The following is a 6,952-nucleotide window of genomic DNA, read 5'->3' as shown; positions in this document are numbered from 1 at the left end:
TCAGAATTCATGTTTTGTAATACACCTAAATCATCTAATATCCAGAATCCACGTCCAGACGTTGCAGCAACCAAATCATTATCTTGAATGATTAAATCATTGATAGGAACAACGGGTAAGTTTAATTTTAGACGTTGCCAATGAGCACCATCATCATTTGAAACGTATAAACCAATCTCGGTACCAGCATACAACAATCCTTCTCTTTTTTTATCTGCCCTAACGACTCTTACAAATCCGTTTGGATCCTCTAGACCATTTACAATTTTTGTCCAAGTTTGTCCATAATTGGTTGTTTTAAAAACATACGAGTTCAAGTCCATAGATTTGTATCGCATGATAACTGCATAGGCTGTTGCTGGATCATGTGGAGAGATATCAATACTATTTATAATACCATCTTCAATTCCTTTTGGAGTAATGTTCTCCCATGCTTGACCACCATTTTTAGTAATATGAAGTAAACCGTCATCACTACCTGCATATAAAACACCTTTCTCATGTGCTGACTCTACTAAAGCCGTAAGCGTATTGTAATTTTCACCACCTGCCGCTTCATTGGTATAGGGACCTCCACCAGGACCATGTTTTTCGGTTTCATTCTTAGTAAGATCTGGACTAATAGTAGTCCAGCTTGTGCCACCATCTGTTGTTTTAAAAACAACATTACCAGCATGATAAATGGTAGTTCTGTCGTGCGGTGAGCTTATAATTGGTGCATTCCAATTATAACGATACCGAGCGTCTTTTGGTGCAATACTTAATCCTAGTTCTGGGTATTCTTTAATTGATTTTTGTTCTTTAGATGTTTTGGTCCATTTGCTGATGTTACCTTGATAGGTACCACCATACACTGTTTCTGGATTGTTGGGATCGAAAGCAATAAAAGCACTTTCACCACCTGCTACAGAATACCAGTCTTTCCAATCTATTCCTCGATCGTTTGTTCGGCTTGCAATGGCAATGGCAGAGTTGTCCTGCTGACCACCATATACGTTATAAGGCACCAAATTATCAGTTATAACACGATAAAATTGAGCAGTTGGTTGGTTTTGTTGAGAGCTCCAACTTTCTCCTCCATTAAAAGATATATTAGCGCCTCCATCATTCGAGTTTATTAGATTGGTATTATCATTTGGATTGATCCATAAATGATGATTATCTCCATGAGGAACAGGAATATTAAAAAAACTATTACCTCCATCAATAGATTTCATAACCGGTGCATTTAAAACATAGACTATATTTTCATTTTGAGGATCAGCAAAAATCTCCATATAATACCAAGACCGTGCAATATTAACACGGTTGCTATTTACTTGTTTCCAAATTTTTCCTGCGTCGTCTGATCGGTATACACCTCCTTTTTCATCCTCAGCTTCAATAACTGCAAACACACGTTCTGGGTTTGCTCTAGAAACAGAAATGCCTGATTTACCAAAAGCTTCAGGCAATCCTTCTTTCATGTTTCCCCAAGTATCTCCACCATCATTAGACTTATATAAACCGGAATCTTTACCACCAGATTCCATAAACCAAGGATATCTGTGATGTTGCCACATTGAAGCATATAAAATACGAGGATTGGTCATATCCATAGACAAGGACGAAGCTCCTGTAGTATCATTTACTGACAATATGTTCTCCCAAGTAATACCACCATCTTGAGTTCTATAAATACCTCGCTCTGCGGATGGAGCATATTGTGCACCTTGTGCAGTCACATAAATAATATCAGGGTTTGTGGGATGTATGACAACATCTGAAATATGCCGGGTTTTTTCTAATCCTAAATGCGTCCATGTTTTCCCAGCATCCATAGATTTGTATACACCATCGCCCATCGAAGTCATAACACCACGTGCAGCATGTTCGCCCATACCAACAACGACTATGTTTGAATCACTTTCAGATACAGTAATAGCACCGACAGATCCTGTTTTAAAAAAATTATCAGAGATATTTTCCCATGTGATTCCATCATCAATAGTCTTAAATACACCACCTCCTGTAGAGCCCATATAGTAGGTGTGAGGCTGTCCTATTACTCCAGTAGATGTAACGCTTCGACCTCCTCTAAACGGACCAATATTACGCCATTTTAAACCATGAAATAAAGAGTCTGTTAGCTTTATAGTAGGCTCTGAAGACTTGTTTTTTCTTTTTTGGGTATTAACAGTTAGTGGCAGCATAAGCATGCAAATAATTAATAGTTTTAGTGATTTCATGTTATTGCTTTTGGTTAATAGATGTACATGTTGATAGACTTTTATCATATTTACTTTTCAAGAAATTGGGAATCTTAATGGTTGTTTTGTATGAAGCACAACTTTGTTGTTTGTGATTAATCGTTTTAGTGAGAACTAAGGTAGTAAATAGAAAACGAACCAGAGGAAAACCTTTGGGGTTTTCTGAGCATGAGTAGATTATGAATGTAATGATACATGGCAGTGTGTGTGGTTTTTTAATTCTCATTTTTTAATATATACATCCATCTACGGATGAAAGGAATAAAAGATTTAGCCACAGCACTTTAAAATGAACACCGCTAAAAATAGAGTAAATTCGGGCGAATAGTTTTGAGAAATCTGGCCTCATTTCGTTAACAAGTTCCATTTTAGTTACAATCAGTGATGCTCTATAAAAACTATCAATCCCTTTTAATTCAATAATATAAGGATATTCTAAAATTCCAATGTCTATCGAGAAAATCAAAAGACATTTTTATTTTTTTTAATGTTATAAAATTTTGCCTTTTCTTTCCAAGAATTATTCAATACTCATATTAAATAAATATCCATCTATTGCTGTTAGTCCCATTGCGAGAGTTCCCCAGAATTATAAGAAAAAATATTGCAAAACATAAAGTGAATATTCCATACTTTTTAAAGGAAGTATTCCTTCTACCGTATAAGCTAATGCAGATTGCATGGGTTTATTAACGTATTTCAATCCCTAATTCGTCCCTAACATGAGCACCCAAGGCATCGTGCGCTGTTAATTCTTTAGTGACTATTAAGGAAGTTTTCTTTTGAGGCCTCTTTTTTCATAAATTTCTGCGAGCCTTTCTAATTCGATTTTGGGCATTTGATTCAGTTCTTGCTTTTTACGTTCGATATCAGCTTTTTCCAAATCTGTTTGAGAGCTTACCAAAACATCTTCTCGAGCTACCATTGATAAAGCACCAGCAACTAGTCCAGCTAAAGTTTCCAAAACAATAGGCTAGAGTATCACTGGCAAAAGCAACACCAATCGCCATACTCGCAACTGATAAAATACCGTCATTAGCTCCAAGTACGACCGCTCCCAACCAATTACTTCTGTGTAGGTAATGATTATTTAAATAATCGTCTATACCGTCTGTTTTTTCTGTCATTTATTTTGTTTGGTCAAATTAGACATAACGATTTTTAAGAATCGTTACATAGTTGACTACTAATTTAGAGGAAATTGGGACGAACTAGAGGTAAACTATTGGATTTTTAAGTAGTATAGTACGAAGCAATTATTTTTACACGATGTGACTAGACTTCTTTTCTTTTGTGAAATAGTACTGTTGAGAATAAAACTAAGAAAATATAAACTTAAGAGTTTTAAAATAATTTAGATGAATTGTTTTTAGGAATTATAAAATTCAAATTAGGTAGATAACAAATTGTGATGTCTCTTTACCAATCAATAGTTATTTTTAATATTTGAACTAAACTCCTTTTTGTGTTTTTGCGGAGTTGGCACACATATTTGATGATTTTTAAATTTTACTGACAGATTTGCTGATTTGATTATTTTTTTTGTGTTTATTTTTTAATTTAATTCTAAAGTTGTGCTTTCCTGCCATTAAAGGGATACAATACGATTTTCATGTATTAAGTTTAATGATTTATAGGTTAATAACTTTTCATTGTAGTTTTTTGGAGTTTTGGCTTGATTTTGGCGGCTGGTGGTGTAATAAGTTTAAACTAAAATGTTTGCTGCATAAAAATTATGCAAAGAATATTTTTAAAATCAATAATATAGTATGAATCAAGTTAAAGAGAATAACACGGTAAAAGTAAATTACACAGGTAAGTTATCTGATGGACAGGTTTTTGATAGTTCTGAAGGAAAAGAACCGTTAGAGTTTACTTTAGGTCAAGGACAATTAATACCTGGTTTTGAAAAAGGATTAATCGACATGAAGTTAAATGAAAAGAAAACCATTACTATTTCTAAAGAGGAAGCGTATGGAGAAATCAATGAAGATTTAAAACAAGAAGTCAAAAAAACAGAACTTCCCCAAGATATTACGCCAGAAGTTGGTATGGGACTAGTTTCTAAATCTCCAGATGGACAAGAAACGAATTTACTAGTGGTTGAGGTTAAAGAGGAAAGTATCGTTATAGACGGAAATCATCCTTTAGCTGGTAAAGACCTAATTTTTGATCTTGAAGTAGTAGCAATTAAAGAGACAGAGGTTACCAAATAAATTAAGTTACTTAATTTTGAAATACCTGACAGCCGTTGTTACAACTTTTTCAGCAAAGGTTGTCAGGATTTATTGTTAGATTAATTTGCTGTATCGGTTTTGAGTTTATAATTACAAATTTACTTGAGCATTCAAATAGAGATGATTTTAAAGAATAGTTTTTTTAATCGCGAGCTTTATAGGTTGAGGTAAGTGTTTTGAATTTTTATTAATCCTACTGAAACAGATTAAATGAACATTATATATACCCTAATCGGAATTGCATTTCTCATTTTTATAGTGGTTACATTTTATATGATTTTATTTCAACCATTTCTAGACTCCTTTAAAAAATAAAAATTATATCCTCATTTGGATTTTGTAAACATATAATGAGGCTTTCTTTCGCTTAAAATGTTCGCTTAAAATGTTCGCTAATTATGTTTGTAAATGACTAGTTATGCAGCAGCAACTAAGAACAAACTGCTTCAAAAGCAATTGCTATCAATTCCGCTAAGCCAAGATTTTTATTTCTTTTTCTATGTTGTTTCATTTCTTCAAATTGGGCGTAACATGCGCTATATTGTTATTCGTTTGTGTAAGAATCTAATTTAACAAAAAACGCATAGATAGAAAATTCTAAAAAAATTTTAGTAAGTAAGCGATTACCAGCCATTAATTATACATGATGTGATGTTTTCGTTAAGTCTTCTTTTTTAGTCTTATTATGATCAGCAATATCATTTTTTTTAATTCCTCATTACGGTTACTCTATCTCTTCTGGTAAAGGTGAAATCATAATGTGCGCTCTATGTGTTCCAGGATTCATAATCCAAGGATGATTTGGTGCCATTGGAGCTGCTGGCAAACCAGTCGATTCTGCTGTAGCCCAAGGCATATATACCACGTAGCGGAGTTGAGCACCTTCAACTTTTGAAGTTTCAGGATCATACATTGTTTTTGCTCCGTAGTAGATATGTAAAGTCAATCCCGGAGATATTTTAAGTTGACCTGATTTTATTTCTGCTTCACGCAAAGCAAAAATTTCTTGTCCTGTCTTTCCCTCTGCTCTTAAAGCTCTTCCTCTAGCCATAAAGGGTTCAAGGTCTTTATGATAACATGCGGCATTAAATCCATCTTGATTAGGATTATCTGCAAGAACAATAAATTCATTATCTCCTTCTCTTAAAGTTACAAATTCACCTGCCATATTATATCCAATAATTTTACATTTTGATCTGCTTTCTTCCGGAGCAGCCATTAATGATGTTGCCATTAAAGATTCATTACTATCAATAGTCTTTAATTGTTTATCATTAGACGTGCTTTCTGTTGCAGTTTTCGTTTCAGAGGATTCCTGTGTTGATATTTTTGTATTGTCTGAGGAATTACAAGAAATCAAAATTCCTATAAAAATAAATGCTGTAATAATACGTTTCATTTTTTATAAATTTTTAGCAGCGTCATATGGAAGTATAACGCCTTTATTATTTGTAGTAGAGAATTTAGGAGTACTACTTGTCAAAAAGTAATTTACAAAATAAAAAAGAATAGTGATTTGAATTAGAACTAAAATCGCTGTTCCTTAAACTCAGCGTGGTGACAATGTTTTTAGTTTCATTTTGCTTAGGGCAGTTGTACGAAGTCATTATGGGTTGCAATAGTCACAATACATAGGGTCTTCGCTTGTTTTTGTGTGGGGATACATTTCTTCTGTTGTGTAATTACAATGTTGGCAAACGTAAATGTGGCTTAATATAGAATTTGTTGGCGATCCACATAAGTCACATTCTAATCCTTTTTTTGAGTCTGTAATTCCAAAGCCGGGTTTACTACATTGGTGACACGAAGAGTTTATTTTGATAATCAATTTTTGGGTTGCTGCTTCAATTACTTTCATTCGAGAAGGGTTATATAATGCTCTCATGTCTGTTTCAGAATAAATAGTATTTGACTTTTTAAGAAGTTTTTTGAATGCTTTTTGTAATTGAATTAGATCTGTAATACCTTTAATTATTTCGCTATTGTCGTTTTTTGATCTACGAAGTATTAGTCCGTGAGAAGGGAATTTTACAGATTCAGCAAAGTCAAACAAGTCTTTCTCTGTCTCAATCTCTTTTCCATTAAAATTGGTTTCCATACTCAGTTCTCTGACAATTATTTCCAAGTTATTTTTCTTGTCAATAAATATTAAAAACTCATCATCTGCGCTAGCAAAAAATATTGAGGGATGAGCACCAAAAGAGCCTTCACTTGCAACACCTAAATCACAGTCGCTTGCGTCCATAGCGAGAAGACATTTTTTTCTAGCAGTTGCTATTGGGTCAAACTCTCTTTCAATTTCTCCTGAAAAAGTTCCTAAAGTATCCGTGTCGAAATTTTTATTAGTAAAACAGGTTACACCAAGATTTTTTTCTAATATAGGAGCTATTACTTTTTCCTTTTCGTGCTTGGTAGCGATTAAGAGTCTTCTGTTTTTAAATAATGAGATGCTCATATAATTGGGAG

At 33.6% G+C, this 6,952-nt stretch carries 4 protein-coding genes and 1 pseudogene; 1 reads left to right on the top strand and 4 read right to left on the bottom strand.

Going from position 1 to position 6,952, the window contains the following annotated elements:
- The coding region (locus ACJAZK_RS09315; protein WP_415223702.1) for a WD40/YVTN/BNR-like repeat-containing protein at nucleotides 1–2,228 on the bottom strand (2,228 nt) is incomplete at its 3' end.
- 541 nt (nucleotides 2,229–2,769) lie between these two features.
- A pseudogene (locus ACJAZK_RS09310) lies at nucleotides 2,770–3,376 on the bottom strand (VIT1/CCC1 transporter family protein).
- Between the two features lie 642 nt (nucleotides 3,377–4,018).
- Between ACJAZK_RS09310 and ACJAZK_RS09305 the strand changes: the two are divergent.
- The gene (locus ACJAZK_RS09305; RefSeq protein ID WP_415223701.1) at nucleotides 4,019–4,465 is read left to right on the top strand and encodes an FKBP-type peptidyl-prolyl cis-trans isomerase; all 447 of its coding nucleotides are present in this window, start codon (nucleotides 4,019–4,021) and stop codon (nucleotides 4,463–4,465) included.
- A 745-nt stretch (nucleotides 4,466–5,210) separates the two neighbouring features.
- Here ACJAZK_RS09305 and ACJAZK_RS09300 read toward each other — a convergent pair.
- Complete coding sequence (locus ACJAZK_RS09300; RefSeq protein WP_415223700.1) at nucleotides 5,211–5,885, bottom strand: hypothetical protein; 675 nt, start codon at nucleotides 5,883–5,885, stop codon at nucleotides 5,211–5,213.
- Nucleotides 5,886–6,092: 207 nt separating this feature from the next.
- Nucleotides 6,093–6,941, bottom strand: coding sequence for a DUF6671 family protein (locus ACJAZK_RS09295; protein WP_415223699.1), 849 nt, complete (start codon nucleotides 6,939–6,941; stop codon nucleotides 6,093–6,095).
- Nucleotides 6,942–6,952: the final 11 nt, after the last annotated feature.

The organism is Psychroserpens sp., from assembly GCF_047633235.1.
GTDB lineage: Bacteria > Bacteroidota > Bacteroidia > Flavobacteriales > Flavobacteriaceae > Psychroserpens.
The sequence above is the reverse complement of the archived record's forward strand: the minus strand, read 5'-3'. Positions and strand labels throughout refer to the sequence as shown.

Coding starts and splice junctions, on each gene's coding strand:
- ACJAZK_RS09295 (WP_415223699.1), bottom strand. CDS start 6,941: ATGAGCATCTCATTATTTAAAAACAGAAGACTCTTAATCGCTACCAAG.
- ACJAZK_RS09305 (WP_415223701.1), top strand. CDS start 4,019: ATGAATCAAGTTAAAGAGAATAACACGGTAAAAGTAAATTACACAGGT.
- ACJAZK_RS09300 (WP_415223700.1), bottom strand. CDS start 5,885: ATGAAACGTATTATTACAGCATTTATTTTTATAGGAATTTTGATTTCT.